The sequence below is a fragment of the Streptomyces sp. NPDC000941 genome (genome assembly GCF_053599555.1).
The window spans coordinates 1-26,009 of sequence record NZ_JBSFMM010000005.1 but is presented as its reverse complement, the minus strand read 5'-3'; the positions used below and the strand labels follow the sequence as shown (position 1 = coordinate 26,009).

Below are 26,009 nucleotides of genomic sequence, written 5' to 3'. Positions count from 1 at the left end.
CCGTTAATTCCTTCAGCATTTGAGTGGATTCGGCCTGCGCGCGCGCCTGAGGCGATAACAATGTGTGCATGGTTGACGACTGGAAGCGACACCTTGATGCGCTTCACGAAGAGTTGGTCCGCCGCGACGACCCCGTCGCGTGGGTGACTGAGGCCGACGCGGTGAACGCTTCGCGGCGGTACCCGTACATGGCACTGCGTGGGCCTGTCTTCGGTATTGCCGTGCAGGAACCCGCCGTCGGTCCGGACTGGCGTCTGCTGTTGCCGGTCGTGGACGGGATGCCCCAGCAGGCCCGGGACGGGCTGCACTCGCACCTGTGGTTCAAGGCCAAGGACGACACCGACGACCCTGCCGTACGACGCGAACTATTGGCGGCCGTGGCCGTGCTGGAGCGCGAGCCGGTCAACGACGTGGAGGTCCTCGGTGTGCGCTACCGGGTGGTACGGGGAGACGAGTTCGCGCGCAGCGGGGAGGACGGGCTGGAGCCGCCCCGCCCCACCGACAGGGAACCGGCCGACAGAACCTGGGGCGTACACAGCAGGACGCCCTCGCCGGACACGGGCTTCGTCCTCGACCCCGGCCAGGACGGCGGCCTGAGCGCAGGCGCCTTGAAGCTGGGACTGCGCGATTTCGCCTACGCCGACTCCGACTCCCGATTCCCGGCCGAAGTACGCGCGGACTCAAAAGGGGCAGTCGCCGCCTATCCGGATATTGTCCTGCTCCCTGTCGGCTTCGGCGTGGTGGAACGCGATGAGAAGTGGTGGCGGCCACGTGGTGCCATGATGGCCACCCCGCACGAGGCACGGGACCTGCTGTACGGCGCGATGACGGATACCTGGCCTGTGCTCTACCAACTCGACGAGCATGAGAAAGCCGAGTACATCAAGGCGGCCGAGGAGTTCAAAGCCGCCGGCCACGCCAATGATGCGCGCGTGGGCGACCGCCTGTACCGCATCTGCCGTATCGAACGGCTGGTCCGCTGCGGTCCGGACGGGCCGGAGCCACCGCGCCGCACAGACGTTGACGAATACGGTCCTTCGAAGATGCATCCGACGATGAGCGAGGACGGCAGTCTCCACTACGACTGATCCTCCGCACTGTGTAACGGGTGCCTGCCCTGAAGGGCCGGTCTTTTCAGGGGCGGTCCAGGCGCAGGCGCTCGGCTCGTGGCAGACCCGCGACCACCAGGTCGTACGAGTCCTCGATGAGCTCTCGCACCAGCCGGTCCGGAAGCTCCGCGTCGACCGTCACCGTGTTCCAGTGGCGCTTGTTCATATGCCATCCCGGAACGATCAGCCCGGGGTGCTCGGCGCGGAGACTGATCGCCTGCTCCGGGTCGCACTTCAGGTTCGCCGTGAGGGGGCGCGCGTCCAGGGTCGTCAGGGCGAACATCTTGCCGCCGACCTTGTAGACGGAGACTTCCGGGACTCTGGGGAAGGGGAACTCCTCCACAGCCGCGTTGAAGGAGAGGCAGAAGGAGCGAAGCTGCTCGGGGGTCACTCCGGTGTCTCCTCGTGCCTCGACTGGTGCGTGCGCTGTCTCCACCGATGTTGTCACGCGGCACCGACAATCGTGCCGCCGTCCGACCAGCAGCCGGTTGAGCAGCTCTCGGTGCGTCTGAAGGACTCCCACGGCACGAGGTCAGTGGGACGTTAGTGGCTCGGCGGCCGGGTGGCAGTGGTGCGGCAGCGGAACGTCAGCGGGGGTCGACAGGCTTGAGCCGTACCGAGCAGGACACACCGGAAACGACCTCGTCCCGCAGGGGGGAACCACCATGTCGATCGCCACCTTCGCCGCCCGCCGCGCCCGCACCCTGCGGCTGGCCGCCGCCGGCCTGGCCGCCGTCGCCGCTTTCACCCTCACCGCCTGCAACAACAACGAGGGCACCGGCGGCCAGGACCAGGGCAAGCCCGACGCCTCGTCCTCCGCTCCGGCCGACCAGAACGCCGACAACGCCGGGCAGGAGATCGGTCCCTGCGACGTCAACAAGGTGACATTCGGCCTCAAGAAGGTTGAGCGGCCGGTCAACTTCATGGTGCTCGAGGTCAACAACCACGCGGGTGTGGACTGCTCGATGCCCGGCTTCCCCCGGCTGCGGTTCGACAACGCCGACGCCCCCGTCCTGGACTACGACGAGAGCAAGCCCCAGTCCGTCCCCACCCTCGCCCCGGGCGAGACCGCCTACGCGGGAATCAGCACCTCGTCCGCCGACGGCTCGGGCAAGAACGGCCACAAGGTCACCTCCCTGGAGGTCTACCTCGACGGCTCCGACGACCACAAGTCCGTCGAACTCCCCGGCGGCTCCGTCTACCTCGACGACAGCGCCCGGGTCACCTTCTGGCAGAGCGACCCGACCAAGGCTCTCAACTAACCCCCCCCGGCCCATAGACCCGGGGAGCCGTCTCCCCCCGGCTCCCCGCCCCGATGGCCCCCGCCCCCGCGGGGGCCATCGGTTTTCCCGCGGAGCAGGGCGGAAGCCGGCGTTCTGCCCGGCTGCTAGCATCCCGTTTGATTTCGCCTCGGGGTGAGGAGCGGTGATGGGGGACGGCCAGGTCGTTTATGAAATCAGCGGCGTCACGAAGAGATTCGCCGGCGCCGATCGGGCGGCCAACGACGATATTTCGTTCAGCATTGAACAGGGCGAGTTCTTCGGCATGCTCGGCAGCAACGGCGCCGGGAAAACCACCCTGATCAAACAGATGGTGGGACTGCTCAGGAGCAATTCGGGCGGCATCCGGCTCTACGGCGAGGGCGTGCTCGCCGACCCCGTCTTCACCAGTATGCGGGTCTCGTACATGCCCCAGACCGCGTTCGCCCTCAACAGCCTGACGGCCGCCGAGGCGATCTATGTCACGGCGCATCTCAGAGGGCTCGGGCGGCGGGAGGCCAGGCGCCATCGGGACGCGCTCATCGAGCGGCTGGACATCGGGGCGATACGGAACAAGGCCGCCCGGCGGATGTCCGGCGGGGAGCGGCGGCTGCTTCAGCTGGCGGTGGCGCTGGTGGCCGATCTGCCCGTGCTGATCCTCGACGAGCCGACGAACGAGCTGGACCCGGCGCGCCGGCGCATGGTCTGGGACCTGCTGCGCGAACTCAACCACGAACAAGGGCAGACCATCGTCCTGATCACCCACAACGCGCTCGAGGCCGAGCAGGTGATCGAGCGGGTGGGCATCCTCCGTGAGGGCAGGCTGGTGGCCGTGGGGCGGCCGGCGGAGCTCAAGAGCGGGCTGGCCAAAACGCTGAGCGTGTATCTGACCCTGCGCGAGGGGATGGCCGCCGAACTGCCCGACTACCTCCAGGTGCAGAGCCGGCACCGGGGCAAGGTGGTCGCGCAGGTCTCCCGTACGGATGTCGCGCGGCTCACCGCCGACCTCGATCTCGACGAAGTCCTGGAATTCCGCCTGCAGTCCAAGACGCTGGAGGAGGTGTATTTTGAGTACGGAAACTGAGGAAACTGAGAGAAGCGAGAGAAGCGAGGGAAGCGAGGTAATCGGGCGCAAGCCGCTGCCGTTTCATCAGGCGGTATGGACCCTGTTTCTGGTGCAGCTCTCCAACTGGCGGTGGTCCTGGCAGGGAATGGTGATCACCGGCATGGTGGCGCCCATCCTCACCCTGGCCGCGATGGGGGTCTTCGCCAAGGAATCGGGCGACCAGTCGGTGCATCAGGTATTCGTCGGCAGTCTGACCCTGGCGCTGCTTTTCGAGACGCAGAACAAGGTCGCCTCGAACTTCGCCTTCATGAAGTTCAATGACGCATTCGCCTTCTACGCCGCACTGCCGGTGCGCCCGCAGGCGCTCATCGTCGCCACGGCGGCCGCGTTCACCCTGCTGGCGCTGCCCGCGCTGGTGTGCACCACGCTGTTCGGCGTGCTGATCCTCGGGCTGGACGTCAGCCTGTCGCCGCTGGCCGTTCCGGTGCTGCTCGCGGTGGTCCTGCCGTTCGTCGGCTACGGCGCATGGCTCGGGAGCCGGGCGAACGGCCCGGAGGAGGCCGGTTCGCTGAGCCTGCTGTCCGTCCTGGCCATGGTCTCGCTCGGGCCCGTGGCCGTCCCGGCCCATCTGCTGCCGGACTTCATGGTCTGGATCGGCTGGGCGAACCCCGCCTTCTACGCCTCTTCGCTGCTCCGGCAGGTGTTCTTCGGCCCGGTCGGCGGCACGACGGCTGTCTACTTCGGTGTGCTGCTCGGTTATCTGCTGCTCATGTGGGTGCTGAGCAGTAAGCGGATAGCCGGATTCGGCGGCACGTCGGAGTCGTAGCCGACGCACTCCCGTACCGCGCACCAGCAAAGTGGAACGGCTGCCGCACCGGATCAGGTGCGGCAGCCGTTTATGTTCCACGGAGCCTCGGCTCGCGAGGTGGCCTCACTTGCTCGAGACGGTCACCTTCTCGTCGTTCTTCAGCTCCTCCACCAGCTGCTTGACCTTCGGCATGTCCCACTGCACCGCGCTGCCCTTGGAGGTGGCCAGGCCGGGGTTGGAGACGGGCATGTTCATCTGCTTGCCGTCACCGCCGGAGACGCTCTTCATCGCGAAGAACATGTCCTTCACGTCCCACAGGCTCATGTCCTTGTCCACGATCAGCGAGTCCAGGCCCGCGCCCATGGTCGGGTAGAGCTTGAAGGGGTTGAGGACGGTGCTCGGCGTGGCGGCCTTGTTGGCCAGCGCGGACAGGAACTTCTGCTGGTTCCTGGTGCGGTCCAGGTCGCCGCCGGCCAGGCCGTAGCGCTGGCGGACGAAGGCCAGCGCCTCCGTGCCGTTCAGCGTCTGCTTGCCCTTCTTCAGGTTGGTGCCGGCGTGCTTCTCCTTCATGTCCTGCGGGACGTCGATCTCCACGCCGCCGACCGAGTCGACGATCTTGGCGAAGCCGTCGAAGCCGATCTCCGCGTAGTGGTCGATGTGCAGGCCGGTGTTGTACTCGACCGTGCGGACCAACAGCTCGGGGCCGGCCATCGAGAAGGAGGCGTTCAGCTTGTTCTGCGAGTTCTGGTACCGCTTGCCGGTGTCCGGGCCGGTGAAGGCCGGAATGGTGACCCAGGAGTCACGGGGCAGGCTGACCATGGTGTTTCCGTTGTCACCGACGTGCAGGATGATGATCGAGTCGGTGCGGCGGCCGTCGGCGGAGCCGGTGTGCAGCTTCTTCTTCTCGTCGTCGGACAGGCCCTCGCGGCTGTCCGAGCCGACGATCAGATAGTTGGTGCCCTTGCCGCCGTCCGGCCGGTCCTCGACCTTGCTGAGGTCCACCTCGCGCCGGAGCTTGGAGTCGGCCCAGAAGTACGTGCCGACGCCGACCGCGAGCAGCAGCACGAGGAAGGTGATCAGGCCGATGGTTATCCGGCGCTTCCAGTTCTTGGGCCGGGCCGCCCGCGGGGCGCCGCCGTGGCCGCCCGGTCCACCCGTTCCGCCGGGCCCGCCCGGGTCGCCGGGGCCGCCGCGGCCGTAGACCTGACCGGTGTTGTAGCCGTTGTCGGCGTGGCCGCCGCGGTCGTCGTAATCGTCGTAGTCCTGTGCCTGGTGCGGGACGGCGCGGCGCGGCGACAGATCAGGGGGGAGTGGCGGCTCGGCCTGCCGCGGCGGGCCTCCGACGCCCTGGCCCGCGCGCCGCACTTGCGGCATGGCGCGGGCGCCTTCCGGTTCGGCGCTGCCGCTGCCGCTGCCGTACCGGTCCCTGCGGTCGCTCGTCCACCCGTCGGGCCAATCATTCATGAAGGGAAGTGTGCCTTCCCGGGTCGGTCGCCTTACAGGGCGGGTGCCGGATCGGGGCACGGCTGTTGCAGACCTGATAAGAATCCCCCCGGCATATGGTTGAGGCCATGACCATTCAGGCCTCGAACCCGGAGTCAGACATTCCGGGTAAGCCCACGTCCGCCGCACGCATCACCCTCTCTCACATCATGACCGGCAGTGACACCAATCTCCTCGGCACCGTGCACGGCGGCGTGATCATGAAATTGGTCGATGACGCGGCAGGGGCGGTCGCCGGGCGCCACTCCGAGGGCCCCGCCGTCACGGCCTCGATGGACGAGATGGCCTTTCTGGAGCCGGTCAGGGTCGGGGACCTCGTCCATGTGAAGGCCCAGGTGAACTGGACCGGGCGGTCCTCGATGGAGATCGGGGTGCGGGTGATGGCCGAGCGGTGGAACGAGTCCACCCCCGCGACCCAGGTCGGCAGCGCCTATCTGGTCTTCGCGGCCGTCGACGCCGACGGCAAGCCGCGCCTCGTACCGCCGGTCATACCGGAGACCGGGCGGGACAAGCGGCGCTACGAGGAGGCCCAGATCCGGCGTACGCACCGGCTCGCCCGGCGCCGCGCGATCAAGGAGCTGCGCGCCCAGCGGGCCGCGGAGGGCATCGGGGACGTCTGAGGCGCCCCTGTGCCGTGGTTGCCCCCGACAGGCGCAACGGTGCGTGATCGCGTGCTTACCCGTGGTTCGTACAGTGGGCGCATGCTACGCCTTCCCCGCGCCGGTTCGCTGGCCGTCATCCACATCCCGGCCACCCTGCTGTTCGTCGCCGTCGGGCTGATGGTCGGCGGGACGGTCATCAACGCGGGCGGACTCGTCACGCTGACGGTCAGGCCCGTGCGCACCGTCACCCCCGAACCCAACCCCACTTGGTCCACCACGCCGGGCCAGGCGCCGGTCACGCCGGCCCCGACGGCCACCGACGTCATCCCGACCTCGCCCCCGACGTCACCGCCGACGTCCCCTCCGACCGGCGGCCCCGATACGAACTCACCGGGGCCCCAGGAGTCACCGCACCAGCCCGAGCAGCCACAGCCCCAGCAACCCAAGCCGGACCAGCCCCAGCAGCCCCAGCAGCAGCCGCAGGGCGGGCAGCCGAGGGCGCTCTGGCGGCCCGCCGCCCTGCACAGCGCGGCGGCCCTGCCCGGGGCGCGGCAGGGCACCGGGCAGGGCGGGACGACGCTCCAGGCCAATGTGCCGGCGATCGCGACGGCCCTGGTGGGCCTGTGCACCCAGATCCTGGCCCTGGTGACTGCCCTGATCGGGCTGTACGTGGGCGGGCGGCGGGCCCGTGCGGCCACCCGGGGAGAGCCACAGCCCGCAGGGCCTCACGACACCAGCCCCCTCCGCAACACCGGCACCGTCCGCACCCCTAAAGGCAGGCGACCTCGGCGCCGCTGACCGCCCTGCCCGCGCCCTTCTCCGCCGCGGGGTCCTCGGCCCGCACCGGGTGCACCGCCCGGAAGTCCGAGCCCAGCGTGACCCGCAGCACCGACCCCTGCCGCGCCACCGGCTTCAGCCGGGCGCCGGGCAGGGCGGCGGCCAGGGTGCGCACCGAGCGGTTCCAGATCGGGTCGTACTCGATCAGCGTGCGCCGCACCGCCGAGGACCTGGCGTCCGCCGGGGCTCCGGTGGTGGCGAAGCCCTGGGTGCGCAGCGCGCGGAGGGTGCGCCGGGCCAGGCCCGTGGTGCTGGTGCCGTTGAACACCCGGACGCGGACCTGGGCGGGCGGCACGTCGACCGGGGTGGCCCGCAGCCGCTTCCGGCGGTGGACGGCGAGCGGGCGGTCCTCGCGGAGGGCCTGGAACAGGCGCGCGGCCCGCACCCGGTCCCAGCGGAGCGTCGAGCCGAGGCCCCTGACCGGGGTGCCGGGCAGCTGGACCGGGACCGAGACGAACTCCGAGGACTCGACGGTGAAGCCGCGCATGGCCTGGCCCAGCGCGACCATGTCGGCCGCGCCGAAGCCGCGGTCGGCGCGGACCGAGCCGAACAGGGTGGCCGCGACCCGGCCGAACTTCACCGGGTTCAGCAGGGTGCCGCTGCCGGTCACCTGGTGGATGACGGCGGCCAGGAACCGCTGCTGGCGGCGGATCCGGCCCAGGTCCGCGGCGCCGTCGAGATGCCGGGAGCGTACGTACTGCAGCGCCTGGCCGCCGTCCAGGGCATGGGTGCCGGCCGGCAGGTTCAGACCGGTGTAGGGGTCCTTGAGCGGCCGGGTCGTACAGACCGTGACCCCGCCCACCACGTCCACGGTCTTCATGAAGCTGGTGAAGTCCACTTCCAGGTAGTGGTCGATGTGCACCCGGGTCATATGCTCCACGGTGCGTACGGTCAGGCTGGGGCCGCCCTCGGCATAGGCGGCGTTGAGCTTCTGATGGTGCGCGGGGCGCACCCGGCCCGACGGTGTGGTGTACGCGGGGATCCGGGCGTACGAGTCGCGGGGGAGGCTGACCACGCTGGCGCGGTCCCGGTCGGCGGACAGATGCACCAGCATGATGGTGTCGGTGCAGTGGCAGGGGGCGCCGCCCAGCCGGTAGCGCCGCTTCTGCGCGCGGGTGATCTTGTCCCGGCCGTCGGTGCCGACGACCAGGATGTTGACGCCCCGGTCGCTGTCCATGGGCCGGTCGTCGAGGCCACCGAACGCGTCGACCCGGTGGATACCGGACTCCAGCTCGGTGACCAGCAGATGTCCCACGCCGCCGGCGAGCAGCACCAGGGCGGCGGCGCCCGAGACGATCCGCAGGCCCCAGCGGGGCCGGGAGGGCTGCCGGGGGCGCGGCGGGCGGGCCGGTGCACTCACTGCGGGGGACCTCCGTGACGGCGAGGGGCCTGATGGGTCTGCGGGGCGGTCTGGTGGGTCTGCGGGGCAGGCGACGGACCTGGCGGGGGACGGCGGGGGACTGCGGGGCACAACCGCGGACACCGTAGGGCCATACGATGAGCGGAGCGGCGGCCCCACGCCGCCCGCCCCGCCCGCTGCCACCCGGGCGGCGCGCTCCGGTGTCCCCCATTCGCGGTAACGTGGCCTCTCGAAATTCGACAACCGCAGCTTTTGGGGGACCTCCCCCCGACCCCCGAGGTGCCATGCCCCCGCATCAGCTCCCGGCCGTCTCCGTGATCATGCCGGTGCTCAATGAGGAACGTCATCTGCGCAACTCCGTCCGGCACATCCTGGAGCAGGAGTACGCCGGGGAGCTGGAGGTGGTGATCGCCCTCGGCCCGTCGACGGACCGTACCGACGAGATCGCCGCCGAGCTGGTGCGCGAGGATCCGCGGGTGCATACGGTGCCCAACCCCACGGGCCGCACCCCCGCCGCCCTGAACGCCGCGATCAAGGCGTCCCGTCATCCGGTGGTGGTGCGGGTCGACGGCCACGGCATGCTGTCGCCGAACTACATCGCGACCGCGGTGCGGCTCATGGAGGAGACCGGCGCGCAGAACGTCGGCGGCATCATGCACGCCGAGGGCGAGAACGACTGGGAGCGCGCCGTCGCCGCCGCCATGACCTCGAAGATCGGCGTGGGCAACGCCGCCTTCCACACCGGCGGCGAGGCGGCCCCGGCCGAGACCGTGTACCTCGGGGTGTTCCGCCGTGAGGTGCTGGAACAGCAGGGCGGCTACAACGAGGAGTTCATCCGGGCCCAGGACTGGGAGCTGAACTTCCGGATCCGCGAGGCGGGCGGGCTGATCTGGTTCTCGCCCGAGCTCAAGGTCTCCTACCGGCCGCGCCCGAACGTACGGGAGCTGGCCAAGCAGTACAAGAACTACGGCCGCTGGCGGCATGTGGTGGCCCGCTTCCACCAGGGCTCGATCAACCTGCGCTATCTGGCGCCGCCGGCCGCCGTCGTCGCCATCGTGGCGGGCGTCGTGGTCGGCGCCGCGCTGACCCCGTGGGGGCTGCTGGTGCCTGGCGGCTATCTGGCGGCCATCGCGGCGGGCTCCGTCCCGGCCGGCAAGGGGCTGCCGCTGAAGGCCCGGCTGCTGATCCCGGTGGCGCTGGCGACCATGCACATGTCGTGGGGCTGGGGCTTTCTCACCAGCCCGCGCGCGCTGGCCAGGAAGGTCATCGCCAGCCGCCGCCCGGCGGTCACGACGAGCTGAGCCGCCCCGTTACGCGTACGCCGAAGGGGCCGGATCCAGGCGAACCTGGATCCGGCCCCTTCGGTTTGCTCAGCGGCGCGTGCTCAGAACGTGTAGTCGTCGTTGACGCTCATGCACTTCTTCTCCTCGCCGTTGGTCTTGTCCGCGATCTCGGGCGCCTTGTCCTCGGCGTCCGCCTCGGACTTCGGGAAGACCGTGCCCTCGCGCCAGTCGTTGCCGACGACCAGGGTCACCTCGGTGACCGACTTGGACTCCTTGACCGCGCTCTTCGGCAGCCCCAGCGCCTTGGCCACGGCCAGCGCGTCGCCCTGCTTGGCCTCGCCCGGGTAGCTGATGGTGGTGTCGGCCTGCGAGGTCAGCTGAGTGTTGGCCTCGGCCTTGGCGTAGCCGAGCCGGATCAGCTCATTGGTGATGTCGCCGGCCCGGCCGCCGACCGGTCCCAGGACGGTGGAGCCGGTGCCGTTCTGCACGACGACCGGGAGTTCGCCCTTGGGCCGGCTGGGGGCCGGGACCTTGTCCTTCTTCTTCTTGTCCTTGCCGTCCAGCGCGATGTCGTTGCGGACGAGCGAGAAGGTCTTCTCGGCGTCGCCGGGCTTGGGCACCGGGTACAGGGCGTCAGAGGGGCCGCGGTACTCCCACGGCATGGTGATCATCGTGGTCCGCTTGGTCGGCACCCGCTTGAGGTCGTTGCCCAGGTCGTAGAGCTTCTTGACGGTGCCGAGGCCGTGGTCGACGGTCAGCGAGTTGGTCGCGGCCTCCGCCAGGTCCATCAGCTGGCCCGGGTCGGAGAGCTTGGTGCCGGACTTGAGCTGCCGGATCATGGAGCTCATGTACATGTGCTGGGCCTTGGCCCGGCCGATGTCGGTGTTGTCCTCGAAGCCGTACCGCGTACGCAGCCACTGGAGGGCCTGGACGCCCTTGACCGGGTGGGTGCCCTTGGTCAGCCGCAGACCGGAGCCGTGGCCGCGGCTGTCGTGGGAGTAGATGTTCTTGTCCACGCACACCGGGACGCCGCCGATGGCGTCCGCCATGTCCACCACGCCCTTGAAGTCGACCATCATGAAGTGGTCGATGTAGATGCCGGTGAGCTCCTTCCAGGTGGCCACCGTGCAGCCGGGTCCGCCGTGCGTGAGCGATTCGTTGATCGGCGCGACCGTCTTCTCGTAGACCTCGTCGGTCTTGGGGTCCGTGCACTTGGGGATGGTGACCCTGGTGTCGCGCGGGATGCTGATCACCGTCATGTTGCTGCGGTCGGCCGAGACGTGCACCAGCATCTCCACATCGGCGAGCCCCTTGCGGCCGACGTCCTGCTTGGCGCCGCCGAGCTTCAGGTTCTCCTTGTCGTTACGGCTGTCCTGGCCGATCAGGAGGATGTTCAGGGGGGTCTGGCCCGCGGCGTTGGGCTCGGGTTTGGTGAGCTTGCTGTCGCCGAGGTCGAGCTCAGCCTTCTTGATGTTGCTGTTCAGGTGCTCGTAGTAGAGATAGCCCGCGCCGGCCGCGCCGACTATCAGCACGGCCAGGGTCAGCGCGGTCCAGCGAAGTATTCGCACACCTCTGCTCCTCTTGCGGCGCGGGCCCTTGCCCTTGCGGCGGCGTCCGCCGCCCGCGCCATCGGCCCGGGCGGCGCGCCGGGACGCCGCACGGCCGCCGGCCCCCGCCCCGGCGGCACTCGCGGTGTCCGTGGCTGCCTCGCCGCCCCTGGCCTCGGCGTCATGCGGCGCGCCCGCGCCGCTCTCCTCGCGCGGGGCGCGGTCCCCGCCACCGTCACGGGGTTCGGGCACCCGCCGACGGGAGCCCTCCCCCCGCACACTGCTCTGCCGCACCCGGCCTCCCCTGTTCATCAATGGTTCCGGCCGGATGGGTGAGAGTGCTCCGATGGCCGGCGGTGATTACTTCGCGCAGACGCTCTTGTCGTCCGCCTCGACTCTCTGAATGTCCTTCGGCGCCTTTGCCGGAGCGGTGATCGGTGTGTCGGCGCCCTTGAAGTCGGCACCGAGTGTGAGGGTCATCTCCGCCATGGGGGCGGCGTCCTTGGTGCCCTCCTTGAGGGCGGAGGCGGGCAGCCCCATGCTGTCGGCCAGCCGGCGCGCCTGGTCGGCCTGGTTCGGGGCGTACTCCAGCGTCGTCTTCTTCAGATTCGCCGAAGCGTTTCCGCCGTTGCTGGTGCGGAGCATCCCCTCGGTGTTCTGCATCCAGTCGACCGTCTCCTGGGCGGCGCCGATCTTCCCGCTGCCGTTGAGGACCTTCACCCGGACGTTCGCCGGCTCGGCCCTGGGGCCCTTGAGCTTGGCGGCCTCCTTGGCCTTGTCGGCCTTCTCCTTCTTCTTCACCTCGGTCAGCGACACATCCTGCCTGACCATGGCGAACAGCGGCTCGGCCTTGGCCTCGTTGAGCTTCACCGTGGCGCCGTCAGTGTTGTCGACCACCGGGACGGTGGCGAAGGTGACGTTCTTCAGGTCGACCTTGCTGAGGTTCAGCGCCAGGTCCTTGAGCTTGTTCACGGTGCCGATACCGGTGTCCACCGTGAGCGCCTTGGTGGCGGAGTTGGCCAGGTCCCACATCTTCGTGGGGCTGGTCAGGGTGCCGCTCGACTTCATCTTGCGCATCATCGAGCTGAGGAACTGCTGCTGGAGCTTGATCCGGTCCAGGTCGCTCTCGAAGCCGACGCTGTGCCGGGTCCGTACGAACGCCAGGGCCTGCTCGCCCTCGATGGTGTGCCGGCCCTTGCTCAGCTTGAGATGCGACTTGGGGTCGTCGATGTCCTTGCCCAGGCAGACCTCGACCCCGCCGACGGCGGAGGAGAGCGTCTTGACGGCGTTGAAGTCCGCCATCAGGAAGTGATCGATCTCCAGCCCGGTGAGCTTCTCGACCGTCGCCCAGGTACAGCTGGGGTCGCGCCCCTCCTGGCCGAGGCTGGTGTTGAAGCGCACCCCTTCCTCGCCCGGGATGGTCTTTTTGGTGCCGTCTTTCCTGGTGATGCAGTCCGGGATGTCGGTGATCATGTCGCGCGGGATGGACAGCGCGGTGGCGTTCGTCCGGTCCTTGGAGACATGGAAGAGGAGGGTGGTGTCGGCGTGGCCGACGCTACCCGCGTCGCCGTACCCCTCGTTGCCCTTGCCATCGCGTTTGTCGGTGCCGATGACCAGGATGTTCATCGGGCCGTCGCTGACCGCGGCGTTGTTCTCGCCGACGTCGACCTTCTTGATGTTGTTGTTGAGGTGCTGGTAGACGAGGTACGCCGCGACGGACCCGCCGACCAGGATGAAGGCGAGGGTGCCGCTGGTCCAGTACAGCACCTTCTTCGCCTTGGACTTCTTCGGCTTCGGCTTACGCCGACTGGTGGGTCCCGTCGGCTTCTCCGGCTTGCCCGCCGCTCTCCGCCGCCCGCGCGACGGCGTCGCCGCCGCCGAGGACGACGCCGTCGCCGGCGGCTCGGGCTCGGCGCGGCGACGGCTCCTGGGTCTGGGGGCCGGCCGTTCTTCGGGGGTGATATCCGCTGAATCCCCGGCAGGATTCAGCCGCAGCTCATAGCTGCCGGTGTTCGGGTCGAACACCCACTGATCGGCGGGATCAAAATCGTCCGCCTGCCCATGGCCTTGCGCGTCCACGGTCCCCTGAGTCCTCCGTTGGTGCCACGCGGCGCCTCCCCCTCAAGGCGCACCGGTCGATCGTTAAAAGGTAGTGCGCGGCCACCTGGTAAGCGCACTGGATCGCTCACACTATCCGTCCAGTTCAGCGTCAAGCGACGCCGGTGACAAATTCCACTTCCCTACAACTGGGCAATCTGCTCAATCCTTTCGAGATCTTTGAGGAACTGTTGAGCGTACCTTTTGGAGCTTTTATCGGCACATGTCATGTGCCGCGGTGGTTCCTTCGTACGGTGTGGACTTCCCGCTCTTGGGGTCGTCGCCGGAGGCGTGGGTGACCGCCTTGGCCACCGACACCGGGTGATCCAGGCGGAGTTGCCGAAACAGCCGGTCGGCATCGGGCTGGACCAGCTCATCGCGGTTTCGGTTGTAGGTGTAGGGCTGCCGCGGAATCGTGAGGAACCGGATCTTCTCGCGAGGGATGCTCCGCATGCCGCGCACCAGGTCGTACAGGTCCTTGAGCGAGCTCAGGCCCGGATCCGTGGTCAGCGAGGACGTCGCGGCGTCGAGCACCGGATACAGCCGGGTCGGATTGAGCAGCACACCATTGCTCTGCAACTTCTTCACAAGCGCGCCGAGGAATTCCTGCTGCCGCCCGATGCGCTCCGTGTCGCTGCCGTCACCGATGCTGTAACGCGCCCGGACATAGCCGAGGGCCTGCTCGCCGCGGAGCGTCTGGCGGCCCTCGGGCAGCCGCAGATGCGCCTCGCTGTCATCGATGGGGTCCTTCAGGCACACCTCGACGCCGCCGACCGCGTCGACCATCTTCTTGAAGCCGCTGAAATCCACGATCATGTGGTGATCGACCCGGATGCCGGTGAGCTTTTCGACGGTGCGGATCGTGCAGGCCGGCCCGCCGAATTCGAACGTCCAGTTGAATTGGGCGAACTTCGCCTTGCTGCGCGTCCCGTCCGCCTGGGTGCAGCTGGGGATGTCCACCATCAGGTCGCGCGGGATGGAGATGGCGGTGGCGCTCTTCCCGCCGGCCTGCAGATGCAGCAGAATCGTGGTGTCCGAGCGCTGGGTGCCGGTGTCCTTGCCGTACTTGCCGTTGCCCTTGCCGCCGCGGTTGTCGGAGCCGATGAGCAGGATGTTCTGTGCGTCCCTGACCAGCGCCACGGGCCGCTCGGCCGCGAACTTCCGCAGCTCGTTCTCAGTACGGGTGTCCGTCTTGATGTTGCCGTCGAGCCGTTCGTAGAGCCACCAGCCCACCCCGGCCCCGGACAGCACGAGCAGGGCCACCGCCAGCGCGAACAGACGCAGCCAGCGGCCCCGGCGTCTTCGTTTCGGCGTCTCTTCGGCGCTGTCCTCGGTGCCGTCTTCGGCGCTCTCCGCGGTGCTCTCCGCCGTCACGTCTGCGTCCTCCCACCCGTCCACCTCCTCGGCCGGGAGGAGCGGCATCGGCCCGTGCCGGGGCCGTGATTACCGGAACAGACATGCGAACCCCGCACATGGTTGTACGTAGCGTCGATCATCGCGCGGGGCGGGCGGCGGAGCCCGTGGGCTCGGCCCACGGGTCCGCCGGACGGGTGCAGGGGTCGGCGGGGTTTCTCCGGGGGAGTGGCCGCTACGGCGCTTCCTCGGGGCCGCTACGGCGCGGTCGCGGTGACCCGCTCGCTGGTCCGGCGCTCGGCGAGGCGGCCCTCGTCCAGCCGGTCCGGATGGCGGCACAGCACCACCGAGCCGCCCGTGGCCAGCGGCGCGTACAGCCCGTACGACAGCCCCTCCCAGGTGTCGTACGGCAGCCCGGACAGCATCCGGGAGCCGGGGCCGAGCCCCTGCCCGGCCGCGTCGGCGCGCGCCCGCTCCACCAGCTCCGCGGCCGTCAGCTGGAGACCGGCCACGGTGAGCGCGGGGGCGTACGGGTCCACCGGCGCGTACGGCGCGAAGCGGTCGCCCTGGCCGGGCACCTCCACGGCGTAGTCGGTGAAGCCCTCCGGCGGCTGCGGGAACCGCCCGCCCAGGGGGCGCAGCGCCAGCGCCACCCGCTCCCCGGAGCAGGCGCGCGCCGCCTCCAGCGTGTCGGGGCCGCTGACCACGAGGTCCGCGGCGGCCGGATCGCCGCCCACCTCGGCCACCACGCCCACGGAGGAGCAGGCCAGCAGCCACACCGCGGTCTGCCAGTGGGCGGGCAGCAGCAGCGCCAGCCGGTCGCCGGGCGCCGCGGCGAGGTCGCCCTGGAGGAGATTCGCGGTTTTCGCCACCCAATTGGCGAAGGTGGCCACGGAAAGTTCGACGCGCTCGCCGGTCGCGTCGTCGTAGAAGGTGACAAGCGGACGCGCCGGATCCGCGGCGAGCGCGGATCGCAGCAGGTCGGCGGGGGTGTGATCGGTAGCGTTCATCGGCGCCAGGGTACGCGGCGCCGGGGCGCGCCACGGGCGGTGCGGGGGGTCGTGGACGCCGGATTCCGGGCCCGGTCAACGCCTTCTCGAATGGACAGATTTGTTGGTTTATGTCCAGGCTTTTTTCCATGCGTGCATTTCTGGCATCTTCGATCGGCGTCGCGTGCACCGCCGCCCTCGCTCTCCCCCTCACCCTCAACCCGGCCCCCGCCCGCGCGGACCGCGTCGGCTCCGCCGACGGCAGCACCCAGTCGCTGCCGCTGCTCCCGCTGGGCGGCGGCGGCCTCGACCGGGGCGCGGCGATGTCGTCCGGCGCCGCGCTGGGGGTCGCGCCACGGAGCGTGCGGCCCTTCTCCCTCGTCGGCGTGGTCTGGGACGACGCCTCCGCGCGGCTGGGCGGCCAGGTGCAGGTCCGCACCCGCGAGGCGGCCACCGGTGCGTGGTCGGCCTGGCGCGACCTGGAAGCGCTCGACGACGACGCCCCCGACCCCGACTCGCCCGAGGGCGCCCGGAGCCGGCAGCACGGCGGCACCACGCCCCTGTGGGTCGGCGACTCCAACGGCGTCCAGGCCCGGGTCAGCCCCCGCGGCGGCTCCGGTGTGCTCTCCGCCCAGCCGGCCGGCCTGCCCTCCGGGCTCCGCCTGGAGCTCGTCGACCCGGGCCGTGGCCCCGCGACGCTCGCCCGGCCGCTGACCACCGACCCCAGCGCCGAGCCGAGTCCCGAGCCGAGCTCCGAGGCCGGCTCCGGGACCGGTTCGGACCCCAGTTCCGAGGCCAGTTCCGAGACCGGTTCCGATACCGGTTCCGAGACTGGCTCCGAGACCGGTTCCGAGACCGCGATGGAGGAGCCCCCGGCGGACCTCTCCGCGTCGCCCGAGGCCCCGCAGGCCGACCCGGACGACGCGTCGGCGCCCCCGGAGCCGGAGCCCTCCGAGCTCACCCCCGAACCCTCCACCGCGCCCCCGCTGGAGCTCCCCGAGGAGCCGCCCAACACCAGCTCGGCCCATCCGTACACCGCGCCGCGGCCCCGTATCGTCACCCGCGCCGGCTGGGGCGCCGACGAGAAGCTGCGTGAGAAGGGCCACCGCTACACCAAGACGGTCAAGGCCGCCTTCGTCCACCACACCGTGACGGGCAACGCGTACAGCTGCTCGCAGGCGCCGTCCATGATGCGGAGCATCTACCGCTACCACGTCAACAGCCTGGGGTGGCGTGACTTCGGCTACAACTTCGCCGTCGACAAGTGCGGAAACATCTACGAGGGCAGATCCGGGGGCGTGTCGAAGGCCGTTCAGGGCGCGCACACGATGGGATTCAACAAGAACAGCATGGGGATCGCGGTGCTTGGCACCTACTCCTCCAAGAAGCCCTCCAGCAAGGCCGTCAAGGCCGTGGCCAAGCTCACCGCCTGGAAGCTCGGCCTGTTCGGCCGGAACCCGAGCGGCACCACCCATCTGAAGTCGGCCGGCGGCAACAGATTCAAGAAGGGCACCAAGGCCAAGCTGCGCGTCATCTCCGGACACCGCGACGGCTACAACACCGAGTGCCCGGGCAACGCCCTGTACGCCAAGCTCGGCACCGTGCGCAGCACGGCCGCCCGGCTGCAGGGCCGCTGACCGCGTGGTCGGCGACCGCGGGGTCAGTGACCTCGGGGTCGCCGACCGCAAGGCCGCTGACCAGGCGCGGGCCGGGTACTCGGGGTCTGCATACACTGGCCGCCGACCCGGCGAGCCCCAGCAGGAAGCAGAGACGATACGTGACCACAGTGCCAGCGACGCCAGAAGCGATCCTCCTGGTCGGCGGCAAGGGCACCCGGCTGCGGCCGATGACGGTGAACACCCCCAAGCCGATGGTCCCGGCGGCCGGCGTCCCGTTCCTCACCCACCAGCTGGCGCGCGCCCGCGCGGCCGGAGTCGAGCACATCGTGCTCGCCACGTCGTACCTGGCCGAGGTGTTCGAGCCGTACTTCGGTGACGGCTCGTCACTCGGCCTGCACCTGGAATACGTGACGGAGCAGGAGCCGCTGGGCACCGGCGGCGCCATCCGCAACGTCGCCTCCCGGCTGCGCTCGGGCCCGGACGACCCGGTGCTCGTCTTCAACGGCGACATCCTCACCGGGCTCGACATACCCGCCCTCGTCGACACCCACCGCACCACCGGCGCCGATGTCTCGCTGCACCTCACCAGCGTCACCGACCCACGGGCGTACGGTCTTGTGCCGACCGACGCCACCGGGCGCGTCACCGCCTTCCTCGAAAAGCCGCAGACCGCCGAGGAGATCGTCACCGACCAGATAAACGCGGGCGCCTACGTCTTCAACCGCTCGGTGATCGACGCCATCCCGGCCGGCCGCCCCGTCTCCGTCGAACGCGAGACCTTCCCCGGCCTGCTGGCCGCGGGCGCCCATCTCCAGGGCATGGTCGACTCCACGTACTGGCTCGACCTCGGCACCCCCCAGGCCTTCGTACGCGGCTCCGCCGACCTGGTGCTGGGCCGCGCCCCCTCCCCGGCGGTGCCCGGCCGCTGCGGCGACCGGCTGATCCTGGACAGCGCGCAGGTGGCGCGCGATGCCAAGCTGACCGGCGGTACGGTCATCGGCCCCGCGGCCCGGGTGGGCGCGGGCGTCAGCATCGACGGCTCCACGGTGCTGGCCGGTGCGGTGGTGGAGGACGGGGCGCAGGTCCGCGATTCCCTCATCGGCGCGCGGGCCCGGATCGGGGCCCGTACGGTGCTGCAGGGCGCGGTGGTCGGGGACGGCGCGCTGGTGGGGCCGGACAACGAGCTGCGGGACGGGGTGCGGGTGTGGTGCGGGGCGGACATCCCGGCGGGGGCGGTGCGCTTCTCGTCGGACCAGTGAGGTCCAGCGAGGGCTTGTGCGGGCGTGTCGGCGCCGGGCCGTAGGCTGGCGGTGTGCCCGCCCACCGCAGTTGGACCCCCTCCGGTCCGTACGACCTCGCGCGCAACCTGAGCGTGCTGCGGCGGGGGCCGGGGGACCCGGCGTTCCAGGTGTCCGCCGACGGCGCCGTCTGGCGGGCCAGCCGCACCCCTCAGGGCGCGGGGACGATACGCCTCGTACGCCGGGGCGAGGCGGTCGAGGCGCAGGCGTGGGGGCCGGGCGCGGACTGGCTGCTGGAACATCTGCCCGCTCTGCTCGGCGCCGAGGACGACCCCGCCGCCTTCACTCCACGCCACCGCCTGGTGCACCAGGCACACCGCCGCCACCCGGGCCTCAGACTGATCCGCACCGGTCTGGTCCTGGAGTCGCTGATCCCCTCGATCCTGGAGCAGAAGGTCACCAGCGACGAGGCGTACCGGGGCTGGCTGCTGCTGCTGCAGCGCCACGGCGAGCCCGCGCCCGGCCCCGCCGAGCGGCTGCGCGTCATGCCGGAGCCGCGCGGCTGGGCGCTGATCCCGTCATGGGAGTGGCACCGGGCCGGGGTCGACGCCAAGCGCTCGTCGACCATCCTGCGGGCCGTACGGGCCGCCCGGCGGCTGGAGGAGGCCGCGGCCATGGATCTCGCCGCGGCCTCGGCCCGGCTCCAGGCCATCCCGGGCATCGGCCCGTGGACGGCGGCCGAGACGCTGCAGCGGAGCAACGGCACGCCGGACGCGATCACGGTCGGCGATCTGCACCTTCCGAAGATCATCGGCTATGCCCTCACCGGCGAGCACGGCACCGACGACGCGGCGATGCTGCGGCTGCTGGCCCCCTACGCCGGCCAGCGCCACCGCGCCGCCCGGCTGATCCTCCTCTCCGGCCGCGTCCCACCCCGCCGCGCCCCGCGCTTCTCGGTCCGGGACTTCCGGGCGATCTGAACTCGCGCCTACGGGTCAGGCGTCAGGCGTGCGCGTCGGGACCGCCGCCAATCCCCGGCACGCTGCACTCCGGGACCTTCGAGACCAGCCGGAACGACACCGACTTGGTCGCGTTGTCCTTGCCGAACTCCGCCACGATGAGCAGCGTCGCCCCGGCGACCCGCCGGCCGTCCGACCGGACGGTGTCGTCCGGGATCAGGTCCGGGTGGATGACGGCCTTCCCGGGGTCGGACGGAAACGTCAGCGCGTAGCCCGCGGTGGCCCAGGGGGCGTGGGGCGGCGCGCCCGTGGGGCAGTTCTCGTCCCCCTCCAGGGCGGCCGCCCGTACGCCCATCTTCTTCAGCTGCTGCTGGAGGCCGGGCAGGCCCTCGGGGCGGTTCAGATGCAGGATCAGGGAGCCGTCGTCCTTCTTGGTCACGGCGTACGCGGGCGAGCCGCCCGATCCGCTCAGCGCCGGCACGACCACCGCCGCCGCGGCGGCCGCCGCCACCGTCGCGACCGCGAGCGGGAGGCGAAGCCGGCGGGCAGGGGCCCGGGTGGCCGGAGCGGGAGCCGGGGCGGGAGCCTGGGCGGTGGCCATGGCCGACAGCTCCGCCGCCAGGCCCTGCTTGAACTGGGTGGGCGCGCTCATGAGACAACCTCCAGGGCGTGGCCTGTGCGTTCGGTATTTTCGGTGTGTTCGGTGATGGGCGGGCGTCCGGCGCGCAGCGCGTGCTTCGCGCGGTGCAGACGGACCCGCACGGTCGCCTGGTTGAGCCCGAGGGCCTGCGCGGCCTCGCGCGGGGTGAGGCCGTCGACGGCCACCAGATCGAGGACTTCGCGCAGCGGCTCGCTCAGCGCGCGGTGCCGCTCGACCAGTTCGCGCGCCGCCCGCTCCGCGTCGATCCGCTCCTCCAGCGCCGCGATGTCCTCCTCGTCCAGCAGCCGACGCCCGTTCAGCCGGGCCATCACCTGCTGTTCGCGGGCGCTGCCCCGGTAGTGGGCGGCCAGGACGTTGCGGGCGATGCCGTACAGCCAGGCGGCGGGCGCCCCGCGCTTCGGGTCGTACTGGCCCGCGGCCTCCAGCGCGGCGACGAAGATGTCGGCGGTGAGGTCGGCGGCCAGCTGCGGGCAGGTCGTGCGCCGGGTCACAAAGCCGAGGACGGCGTCGAAGTTCTCTTCGTAGAACACCGCGAATCCGGCGGCGTCCGGCCGGGGCGGCGCGGCCCGGCTCGCATGTCGTTCGGGCACGGCGGCCCGTTCGGGTATCGAGGGCACCCGTTCCTCCAACGTGGTCGGTGGACCCTTCACCCGCTACTTGGCGCGGCGGCGGCCAACCGTTACATCGGTTGCCGCCGCCGGGGTTGCATCCGGGGGTTATTGACTTGTGTGCAGGACCGTGCGGAACGTCACCGACACCCGGCGACCACGGGGGACCCGTCCGGCCACCCCGGGGTCGCTCTTGCGCGCGGCGATGGCATGCCGCCAGGCGTATCGGGCCGGACCGGCCATGACCAGCAGGCTGCCCGGCGCCAGCGGCACCGCCAGCTTGGTGCCGTCGGCGGGGTCGGTGAAGTCCATCAGACAGCTGGAGCCCAGGGATATCGCGGCGACGACCGGGCCGAAGCACGGCACGCAGTCGACATGGGCGCTGATCCCCTGCCCCGGCTGGTACTCGTTGACGATCACCTGGTCCGCCTCCCGGTCCAGCAACCCCTCGTCCACCAGCCGGGCAGCCGGCTTCCGCGCCCACACCGGAAGCGGCGGCGCGGTCGGCTGCGACGCATCGGCGGCCGCGGTGGCCACGGATCGGCGGCCGTAGTCGTACCGATGGCCGTAGTGCTGTACGCGCCGCTTCAGCTGCGCCGACCACGACGCCGCATCGATCCCCGCGAGCAGGGCCGCACCGGCATCGGGGGCGAGCCAGTCGGCGATGTAGCGCAGCCCGGGCACGGTGGAAGCGGGCGTGGCTGTGTTGGTGTCGGTGTCGTTGTCGAACGAGAGTTGGTCAGAGGTCTCGGACATGCCAGGACAGTAACCATGCGCCGGGGACGGCGGATTCACCGTGGCATCAGGGCTCCACCAGTGCCTGTACCTCCGCGTAGGAGGGGGCCGTGAGGTCTGCCGGCCGGCCGTCGCGGACGGCGGTCGCGGCGGTCACGGCTGCGGCCAGGGCCCTGCGGTAGAGCAGCGAGCCGAGGCTGACCCTGCGTACGCCCAGCGCGGCCAGCTCGGCGAGCGTGGGCCCGGTCGGCGTGAACAGGATGTTCAGCGGGACGAGGAGAGTCGCCGTCAGCGCGCCGATCCCGTCCGGATCCGAAAGACCCGGTACGAACACCCCGTCCGCCCCGGCCTGTTCGTAGCGTGCGAGGCGCGCCGCGGTCTCCTCCCTCCGGCGTCCGAGCCAGTGGGTGTCGGTGCGGGCGTTCACGAACAGCGCGGGTACGGCGGCCTTGACCGCGGCGATCTTCGCGGCGTGCAGCTCCACGGGGGCGAGGGTGCCGTCCGGCCGGCCGTCTTCCAGGTTGATCCCCGCGGCGCCCGCCTCGTACAGCCGGCGGGCCAGCGCGGCCACTTCCTCGACGTCGTCGCTGAAGCCCCCTTCGGCGTCGACGGTGAACAGGAAGGACCCCCGGCCGAGGCTGCGGGCCAGGGCCAAGGTCGCGTCCGCGGTCGCGGCCGCCCCGTCCGGCAGACCGGCGGCCGCGGCCACGCCCAGGCTCGTGGTGCCGATCGCCGGGAAGCCCTGCGCCGCCAGGGCGGCGGCGGAGGCGTAGTCCCAGGCGTTGGGCAACAGCAGCGGGGTGGCGGCGGCCTGGTGATGCAGCCGGGCGAAGGCCGTCAGCGGGCGCTGGAGCAGTCCGTCGGTCAGGGCGAGGGCGTGGGCCCGGCCCGGGCAGACGCGCGGCGGTGCGCCGAACGTGAGGGGTACGGGGTGCGCGCGCTGGGCGGTCGCGAGGTCCAGGAGCACCACATCGCCCTCGGCGATCTCCCGGCCACCGACCCGGGTGGCGCGGGCGGCGATCCGGCGCATGGTCCGTACCGGCGGATCCTCCCGGAGCACCAGGGCCGGCGGTACGTCGGGGCTGGTCGCGGCGTCCGTCGGTGTGGCGGCTGCGGCGGGTGGTATGTCGGAGCCCGTCGTGGTTTTCACCGGCGTAGCGCCCGCGGCCGGCGGTACGTCGCGGCCCGTCACGGACTCCACCGGCGCAGCCCCCGCGCGGGCCTTCGCCAGCGCAGCCCCCGCGCAGGACTCCACCAGCGTGGCCGTCGCGTCGCATGCCTGCACCAGCAGCCCGATGCGGTTGGCGACGGTCTCCACAGCGGCCTCATCGGCACCGGCCGGCGCCAGCCGCGCCACCAGCCGGGCCACCGCCTCGTCCGCGGCCGGGTCCGTACCCCCGAAGTAGGCCCCGGCCACCACGGTCACCGCCTCCGCGACCGCCCCGGGCTCCGGCATCCCCAGGGCTTCGGCGAGGGCACGCACCACCCGCACCCGGAGCTCTTCCTTGGGCCCGGTCGCCGCCGCTCGCCACAGCGCGGCGGGCTCCAGCCGGGCCAGTTCGGCCTCCACCAGAGCCCGCTGCCGCCGATGCGGCTCACCGGAGCTGAACCGGGCCACGGTGGCACGCAGCCAGGCAACGCTCGCCCCCACGGGACCCCCATCCGTAGCCGGGAGTTCCGGGACGAGGGCCGGGTCGGCGAGCGCCGCCCGTACGTCCGCGAAGCGGTTGAACTCATGCGTCGTCTGCGTCATGGCCCGACGCTAAGCGCGGAACGTTTCGGTGCCGCCCGAACCGCCCTCGGTGGCGGCCCTGTCGGTAGGGCTTGCGACCATGACCCGCATGAGCCACGTGATCAGCATGAAGGTGCTAACCATGAGCCGGACTCTCGCCTATCTGCAAGGCGGCGAGCCCACCGCCCACCAGGAGCAGGTCCTCGACACCATGCGCGAGCAGGCGCGGGCCGTCCAGCGCCGCATCGACTACCAGCGCATCGACTGGGGCCTCACCGTCCCCGAGGCTCTGGAGCACCTCATCATGGGCCGGGCCGACGCCGAGGGCGAGCGCGTCGGATACGCGTACTACGCCGCGCTGCTGGCCGTCCTCGAATGCATCGGATCCGACCCCATCGACGTGGGCGTGTATTCCAAACCGTCCACCTTCTTCGGCCGCATGGACGACGAACTCCGCGCTCTGGGAGTCCCCGCCGACCTGCTGCCGTGCAGCTTCCTGTTCGCGGACTTCACCGACCTGCTCCCGTTCTCCGTCCCGAGCCCCATGGACGGCTACCCGGCCATCGGCTACCTCCCCCTCTCCAAGGCCAAGAGCGTCGCCGACGCCTACACGGCCGTACTCGACCGCTTGGACCACAACTTCACCTACGACGCCGAACTTCTCATCGACAAGCTCAATGTGGAGCACGAGGAGTGGCAGACCGCCCTGAAGTACGGCCACACCATGGACATGCTCGTCTTCTGCAGCCAGGGCTGATTATGGCCGCCGTTGTTTCCAGGTCAGCGGTGCCGTGAGGCATACGGCGGCGAGGAGGATGCCGAAGCCGACCATCAGAGCGGTGGTGTAGCCGTGCACGGACGCCCCGGTCGGTGTGGCGTCGTCCTCGGACGCCAGATAGGAGGCGGCGGTGCTGGTCGCGATGGTGTTGAGCAGCGCGGTGCCGAGCGCGGCCCCGAGTTGCTGGGAGGCGTTGTAGGCGGCCGACGCGGCCCCGATGTCGTACGGCCGCACATCCGCGGTCGCCAGGCCGGCGGTCGAGGTGATGACACAGCCGAGGCCGAGGCCGGTGAGCACCAGGGCAGGTGCGAGATACAGCGGCAGGACGTCCGTGCTGTCCGCCGTCAGACGGGTCAGGACGAGCATCCCGGCGGCGGCCGCGATCAGCCCGGGCAGGATCAGCGTCGCGGGCGTGACGCGTCCGTGCAGCCGGCCGGCGATGAGTGTGGAGCCGAGCAGGGCGGCCAGCGCGTTGATGAGGAGCGTCAGACCCGCCTGGACCGGCGAGTAACCGAGGACGGTCTGGGTGTAGTAGCTCATGAAGAGGTAGAAGCCGAACATCGCGACGAACATCAGGGTGATCGAGACGAGCGCACCGGCGCGGGCGCGGTGCAGGAGCACGCGCATCGGCAGCAGCGGGTGCTGGGCACGCGCCTCGACGGTGGCGAACGCGGCCAGCAGCAGGACGCCGCCGACCAGCAGCGCCAGCACCTTCGGTGAGCCCCAGCCGAGCGGTTCGGCCTCGTTGAAGGCGTACACCACGGCGCCGAAACCCGCGGCGCTGAGCAGCGCGCCCGCGACGTCGAGCCGTCCCTCGCCGCGGCTCGGGTGGTCCGCCGGTACGAACGCCGTGCCGAGCACGGCGCACAGGGCGATGGGAACGTTGATGTACAGGCACCACCGCCAACTCGTGTACTCGGTCAGCAGCCCCCCGGCGACGAGCCCGAGGGCCGACCCGGCGGCACCGACCGCGGCGAACACACCGAACGCCCGGCCTCGTTCGCGCGGCTCGGTGAACGTCATGGTCAGCAACGACAGCCCGGCGGGCGCGAGCGCGGCGGCGAAGACACCCTGAAGGGCCCGCGCTCCGAAGAGCATCCCGGGGTTCACGGCGGCCCCGCCCAGCGCGGACGAGGCGGCGAAGCCGACCAGGCCGATGATGAACGTACGCCGGTGCCCGAGCGCGCCGCTGACCCTGCCGCCGATCAGCAGCAGCCCGCCGAAGGCCAGAGCGTACGCCGTGATCGCCCACTGCCGGCTCGCGTCGGACATGCCCAGCGCGCTCTGCGCGGAGGGCAGCGCGATGTTCACGATCGTCCCGTCAAGGACCACGAGCAACTGGGCCGCGCTGACCGCCAGCAGAGTCCACCACCGCCGCGGTGCGGGGGCGGGTCCTTCCGCGTTGTCTTTCCTGTGGTCTTCCGCGTCGTCGTGGGTCTCGACGGCAGGCTCCGCCCCGGGCGGTTCGATGTCTTGGGAAGTCATGTCTTCGAGTGTTTCGTTGAACCGACTCCGGAGACTTTTCAACGCCCCTGGCCCACAGCTCGGGGGCGATGAGCGGACAACCCCTCAACCCCGGGGTGAACCCGGGGGCTTCACCGCCGAGGCTCAGCGCCTCGTGGGATGCCGGTCAGGTCGGCCATCAGGGCCATGTGGTGGTCGAAATACTCTGCGCGTGCCTCGATCGTGTCGTTCAGGCGGCCGAACACCTCGAAGCTGATGAGGCCGAACAGGTGGGTCCAGCCGGCGAACACGCGGTCGAGCCGTTTCTCCGGCAGGTCGCCCGGGTGTTGGTCGATCAGGCGGCGCAGGTCGGCGCGGACGGGTTCGGGGAGCGGTGATGGCACGGGCTCCAGGCGCTCCGCG

General features: G+C 70.8%; 24 protein-coding genes. 11 read left to right on the top strand and 13 right to left on the bottom strand.

Features of this window, described 5'->3' with window-relative positions; all coding sequences use genetic code 11:
- Positions 1-68 precede the first annotated feature (68 nt).
- Positions 69-1,088 carry a DUF5954 family protein gene (locus tag ACWDSL_RS03060; protein WP_450481116.1) on the top strand — a complete coding sequence of 340 codons (1,020 nt, stop codon included), beginning with the start codon at positions 69-71 and terminating at the stop codon, positions 1,086-1,088.
- A gap of 46 nt (positions 1,089-1,134) precedes the next feature.
- On the opposite strand, the gene ACWDSL_RS03055 is transcribed toward ACWDSL_RS03060, so the two are convergent.
- The gene (locus ACWDSL_RS03055; RefSeq protein ID WP_385619939.1) at positions 1,135-1,500 is read right to left on the bottom strand and encodes an MmcQ/YjbR family DNA-binding protein; all 366 of its coding nucleotides are present in this window, start codon (positions 1,498-1,500) and stop codon (positions 1,135-1,137) included.
- 274 nt (positions 1,501-1,774) lie between these two features.
- Between ACWDSL_RS03055 and ACWDSL_RS03050 the strand changes: the two genes are divergently transcribed.
- The 3 genes from ACWDSL_RS03050 (at position 1,775) to ACWDSL_RS03040 (ending at position 4,260) form a co-directional block, all read left to right on the top strand.
- Entirely contained in the window at positions 1,775-2,371 is a 597-nt protein-coding gene (locus tag ACWDSL_RS03050; RefSeq protein WP_450481114.1) for a DUF4232 domain-containing protein, read from the top strand.
- Positions 2,372-2,537: 166 nt separating this feature from the next.
- A complete protein-coding gene (locus ACWDSL_RS03045) occupies positions 2,538-3,452 on the top strand; it encodes an ABC transporter ATP-binding protein (protein ID WP_450481112.1) in 915 nt (304 codons plus the stop codon).
- Entirely contained in the window at positions 3,436-4,260 is an 825-nt protein-coding gene (locus ACWDSL_RS03040) for an ABC transporter permease (protein ID WP_450481110.1), read from the top strand. The genes ACWDSL_RS03045 and ACWDSL_RS03040 overlap by 17 nt, the downstream gene beginning before the upstream one ends.
- A 105-nt stretch (positions 4,261-4,365) precedes the next feature.
- Here ACWDSL_RS03040 and ACWDSL_RS03035 read toward each other — a convergent pair whose 3' ends face one another.
- Positions 4,366-5,706, bottom strand: coding sequence for an LCP family protein (locus ACWDSL_RS03035; RefSeq protein ID WP_450481108.1), 1,341 nt, complete (start codon positions 5,704-5,706; stop codon positions 4,366-4,368).
- Positions 5,707-5,813: 107 nt separating this feature from the next.
- Here ACWDSL_RS03035 and ACWDSL_RS03030 point away from each other — a divergent pair, with 107 nt between their 5' ends.
- Both ACWDSL_RS03030 and ACWDSL_RS03025 read left to right on the top strand, forming a co-directional pair.
- Positions 5,814-6,365 (top strand): acyl-CoA thioesterase, encoded by a 552-nt coding sequence (locus ACWDSL_RS03030; protein WP_450481106.1) that lies wholly within the window; start codon positions 5,814-5,816, stop codon positions 6,363-6,365.
- Between the two features lie 81 nt (positions 6,366-6,446).
- Positions 6,447-7,145, top strand: a complete 699-nt coding sequence (locus tag ACWDSL_RS03025; RefSeq protein ID WP_450481104.1) for a hypothetical protein — start codon at positions 6,447-6,449, stop codon at positions 7,143-7,145.
- Here ACWDSL_RS03025 and ACWDSL_RS03020 read toward each other — a convergent pair.
- Positions 7,117-8,544 carry an LCP family protein gene (locus ACWDSL_RS03020; protein ID WP_450481102.1) on the bottom strand — a complete coding sequence of 476 codons (1,428 nt, stop codon included), beginning with the start codon at positions 8,542-8,544 and terminating at the stop codon, positions 7,117-7,119. The genes ACWDSL_RS03025 and ACWDSL_RS03020 overlap by 29 nt on opposite strands.
- A 284-nt stretch (positions 8,545-8,828) precedes the next feature.
- Between ACWDSL_RS03020 and ACWDSL_RS03015 the strand changes: the two genes are divergently transcribed.
- The gene (locus ACWDSL_RS03015; protein WP_450481100.1) at positions 8,829-9,845 is read left to right on the top strand and encodes a glycosyltransferase family 2 protein; all 1,017 of its coding nucleotides are present in this window, start codon (positions 8,829-8,831) and stop codon (positions 9,843-9,845) included.
- An 83-nt stretch (positions 9,846-9,928) separates the two neighbouring features.
- On the opposite strand, the gene ACWDSL_RS03010 is transcribed toward ACWDSL_RS03015, so the two are convergent.
- From ACWDSL_RS03010 to ACWDSL_RS02995, 4 genes are all read right to left on the bottom strand, one after another.
- On the bottom strand, positions 9,929-11,686 hold the full coding sequence (locus ACWDSL_RS03010; protein WP_450481098.1) for an LCP family protein: 1,758 nt from the start codon (positions 11,684-11,686) through the stop codon (positions 9,929-9,931).
- A 48-nt stretch (positions 11,687-11,734) separates the two neighbouring features.
- Positions 11,735-13,453, bottom strand: coding sequence for an LCP family protein (locus ACWDSL_RS03005; protein ID WP_450481096.1), 1,719 nt, complete (start codon positions 13,451-13,453; stop codon positions 11,735-11,737).
- A gap of 231 nt (positions 13,454-13,684) precedes the next feature.
- Positions 13,685-14,893: an LCP family protein gene (locus ACWDSL_RS03000; RefSeq protein ID WP_450481094.1), complete on the bottom strand. Its 1,209-nt coding sequence runs from the start codon at positions 14,891-14,893 to the stop codon at positions 13,685-13,687.
- Positions 14,894-15,081: 188 nt separating this feature from the next.
- Positions 15,082-15,834 (bottom strand): TIGR03089 family protein, encoded by a 753-nt coding sequence (locus ACWDSL_RS02995; RefSeq protein WP_450481092.1) that lies wholly within the window; start codon positions 15,832-15,834, stop codon positions 15,082-15,084.
- 128 nt (positions 15,835-15,962) lie between these two features.
- Between ACWDSL_RS02995 and ACWDSL_RS02990 the strand changes: the two genes are divergently transcribed.
- The 3 genes from ACWDSL_RS02990 (at position 15,963) to ACWDSL_RS02980 (ending at position 19,650) form a co-directional block, all read left to right on the top strand.
- Positions 15,963-17,450 carry an N-acetylmuramoyl-L-alanine amidase gene (locus ACWDSL_RS02990; RefSeq protein WP_450481090.1) on the top strand — a complete coding sequence of 496 codons (1,488 nt, stop codon included), beginning with the start codon at positions 15,963-15,965 and terminating at the stop codon, positions 17,448-17,450.
- 140 nt (positions 17,451-17,590) lie between these two features.
- The gene (locus tag ACWDSL_RS02985; RefSeq protein WP_450481088.1) at positions 17,591-18,691 is read left to right on the top strand and encodes a sugar phosphate nucleotidyltransferase; all 1,101 of its coding nucleotides are present in this window, start codon (positions 17,591-17,593) and stop codon (positions 18,689-18,691) included.
- 53 nt (positions 18,692-18,744) lie between these two features.
- A complete protein-coding gene (locus ACWDSL_RS02980) occupies positions 18,745-19,650 on the top strand; it encodes a DNA-3-methyladenine glycosylase family protein (protein WP_450481086.1) in 906 nt (301 codons plus the stop codon).
- Between the two features lie 22 nt (positions 19,651-19,672).
- Here ACWDSL_RS02980 and ACWDSL_RS02975 read toward each other — a convergent pair whose 3' ends face one another.
- The 4 genes from ACWDSL_RS02975 to ACWDSL_RS02960 form a co-directional block, all read right to left on the bottom strand.
- Entirely contained in the window at positions 19,673-20,281 is a 609-nt protein-coding gene (locus ACWDSL_RS02975; protein WP_450481084.1) for a hypothetical protein, read from the bottom strand.
- A complete protein-coding gene (locus tag ACWDSL_RS02970) occupies positions 20,278-20,907 on the bottom strand; it encodes an RNA polymerase sigma factor (protein WP_450481082.1) in 630 nt (209 codons plus the stop codon). Before ACWDSL_RS02970 ends, ACWDSL_RS02975 begins: the two co-directional genes overlap by 4 nt.
- Positions 20,908-21,006: 99 nt before the next feature.
- Positions 21,007-21,654 (bottom strand): alpha-ketoglutarate-dependent dioxygenase AlkB, encoded by a 648-nt coding sequence (locus tag ACWDSL_RS02965; RefSeq protein ID WP_450481080.1) that lies wholly within the window; start codon positions 21,652-21,654, stop codon positions 21,007-21,009.
- 46 nt (positions 21,655-21,700) lie between these two features.
- Positions 21,701-23,386: an isocitrate lyase/phosphoenolpyruvate mutase family protein gene (locus ACWDSL_RS02960; RefSeq protein WP_450481078.1), complete on the bottom strand. Its 1,686-nt coding sequence runs from the start codon at positions 23,384-23,386 to the stop codon at positions 21,701-21,703.
- Positions 23,387-23,465: 79 nt separating this feature from the next.
- On the opposite strand from ACWDSL_RS02960, the gene ACWDSL_RS02955 reads away from it, so the two are divergent.
- Entirely contained in the window at positions 23,466-24,122 is a 657-nt protein-coding gene (locus tag ACWDSL_RS02955; protein WP_450481076.1) for a DUF7691 family protein, read from the top strand.
- Here ACWDSL_RS02955 and ACWDSL_RS02950 read toward each other — a convergent pair whose 3' ends face one another.
- Positions 24,123-25,628: an MFS transporter gene (locus ACWDSL_RS02950; RefSeq protein WP_450481074.1), complete on the bottom strand. Its 1,506-nt coding sequence runs from the start codon at positions 25,626-25,628 to the stop codon at positions 24,123-24,125. It lies immediately after the preceding gene.
- 110 nt (positions 25,629-25,738) lie between these two features.
- Positions 25,739-26,009 (bottom strand): TetR-like C-terminal domain-containing protein (locus ACWDSL_RS02945; RefSeq protein WP_450481072.1); only part of this gene is annotated, 271 nt, incomplete at its 5' end.

Coding starts and splice junctions, on each gene's coding strand:
- ACWDSL_RS03000 (WP_450481094.1), bottom strand. CDS start 14,893: ATGCCGCTCCTCCCGGCCGAGGAGGTGGACGGGTGGGAGGACGCAGAC.
- ACWDSL_RS03030 (WP_450481106.1), top strand. CDS start 5,814: ATGACCATTCAGGCCTCGAACCCGGAGTCAGACATTCCGGGTAAGCCC.
- ACWDSL_RS03060 (WP_450481116.1), top strand. CDS start 69: ATGGTTGACGACTGGAAGCGACACCTTGATGCGCTTCACGAAGAGTTG.
- ACWDSL_RS03045 (WP_450481112.1), top strand. CDS start 2,538: ATGGGGGACGGCCAGGTCGTTTATGAAATCAGCGGCGTCACGAAGAGA.
- ACWDSL_RS02950 (WP_450481074.1), bottom strand. CDS start 25,628: ATGACTTCCCAAGACATCGAACCGCCCGGGGCGGAGCCTGCCGTCGAG.
- ACWDSL_RS02990 (WP_450481090.1), top strand. CDS start 15,963: ATGCGTGCATTTCTGGCATCTTCGATCGGCGTCGCGTGCACCGCCGCC.
- ACWDSL_RS03035 (WP_450481108.1), bottom strand. CDS start 5,706: ATGAATGATTGGCCCGACGGGTGGACGAGCGACCGCAGGGACCGGTAC.
- ACWDSL_RS02965 (WP_450481080.1), bottom strand. CDS start 21,654: ATGTCCGAGACCTCTGACCAACTCTCGTTCGACAACGACACCGACACC.
- ACWDSL_RS03050 (WP_450481114.1), top strand. CDS start 1,775: ATGTCGATCGCCACCTTCGCCGCCCGCCGCGCCCGCACCCTGCGGCTG.
- ACWDSL_RS03015 (WP_450481100.1), top strand. CDS start 8,829: ATGCCCCCGCATCAGCTCCCGGCCGTCTCCGTGATCATGCCGGTGCTC.
- ACWDSL_RS02960 (WP_450481078.1), bottom strand. CDS start 23,386: ATGACGCAGACGACGCATGAGTTCAACCGCTTCGCGGACGTACGGGCG.
- ACWDSL_RS02975 (WP_450481084.1), bottom strand. CDS start 20,281: ATGAGCGCGCCCACCCAGTTCAAGCAGGGCCTGGCGGCGGAGCTGTCG.
- ACWDSL_RS02995 (WP_450481092.1), bottom strand. CDS start 15,834: ATGAACGCTACCGATCACACCCCCGCCGACCTGCTGCGATCCGCGCTC.
- ACWDSL_RS03010 (WP_450481098.1), bottom strand. CDS start 11,686: ATGAACAGGGGAGGCCGGGTGCGGCAGAGCAGTGTGCGGGGGGAGGGC.
- ACWDSL_RS02955 (WP_450481076.1), top strand. CDS start 23,466: ATGACCCGCATGAGCCACGTGATCAGCATGAAGGTGCTAACCATGAGC.
- ACWDSL_RS03025 (WP_450481104.1), top strand. CDS start 6,447: ATGCTACGCCTTCCCCGCGCCGGTTCGCTGGCCGTCATCCACATCCCG.